Genomic DNA, 796 nt, shown 5'->3' on the forward strand with positions numbered 1-796 from the left:
GAGTAGTCTGCGGAAGATTGGATTGTAGAATCGTTGGCGGCCAGTGAATAAGGGGCTGCTGTCAGCGCAATTACGCTGCCAAGGGCGATAGCCAGGAGGTTCTTCTTCATGGGTGAATCCTAGTTTTGTTATTTTTCGAATTAGAAAGGTGGATTTTTTCAGTCTAGGTTTGACTCATGAATAAACTGTGAAACGAATCCCAAACCCGCCGAGCCAAACGACCTTTATCGCCAAAACACGAAGTAGGATCACGAAAATGGTTTACTAATTATTTGTCATGTAACTGTTTGGTTTAAAAGATAAACAGTGCGAATACAACAAAACGTAGGCATTAAAAAAGCCCGAGTAAGACTCGAGCTTTTTAGATTCGACTGAACGAGAGTTGCTTACACGTAGTACGCTTCAACTTCGCCTTTCAGTTTGATCAGCATTGGGTTACCGAAACGGTCTTTTGCTTTAGGAGACGCAATTTTTACCCAACCTTCACTCACGCAGTATTCTTCTACGTCAGTGCGCTCTTTACCGTTGAAACGGATACCGATTTGGTGCTCAAAACATTCTTTGATGAAGAATGGGCTGCGTGGGTTACCTGCTAGGCGATCTGGTAGAGCTGGTTTTGCTGTATCTGTCATGTTTGTGACCTAAATTCCGTAAAAAAGTGCGCTATTGTAGTCAGTGCACAGTGAGTGTTCAAGATAACCTTCAACTAATCTGCTCTCGATACAATTTGGGGCTTGCGCCGGCTTTACGTTTGAATACGCGAGAAAAGTAGAGTGGGTCGGTATAACCAACGATA

General features: G+C 43.5%; 2 protein-coding genes. Both read right to left on the reverse strand.

Annotation, left to right across the window (positions count from 1 at the left end; all coding sequences use genetic code 11):
• Window positions 1-386: 386 nt before the first annotated feature.
• The gene (locus R7093_RS24980; protein ID WP_005460424.1) at window positions 387-632 is read right to left on the reverse strand and encodes a DUF3297 family protein; all 246 of its coding nucleotides are present in this window, start codon (window positions 630-632) and stop codon (window positions 387-389) included.
• Window positions 633-702: 70 nt separating this feature from the next.
• On the reverse strand, window positions 703-795 hold the full coding sequence (locus tag R7093_RS24985) for an AraC family transcriptional regulator (protein WP_318146987.1): 93 nt from the start codon (window positions 793-795) through the stop codon (window positions 703-705).
• Window position 796: the final 1 nt, after the last annotated feature.

It is taken from the genome of Vibrio sp. 1580 (assembly GCF_033340055.1).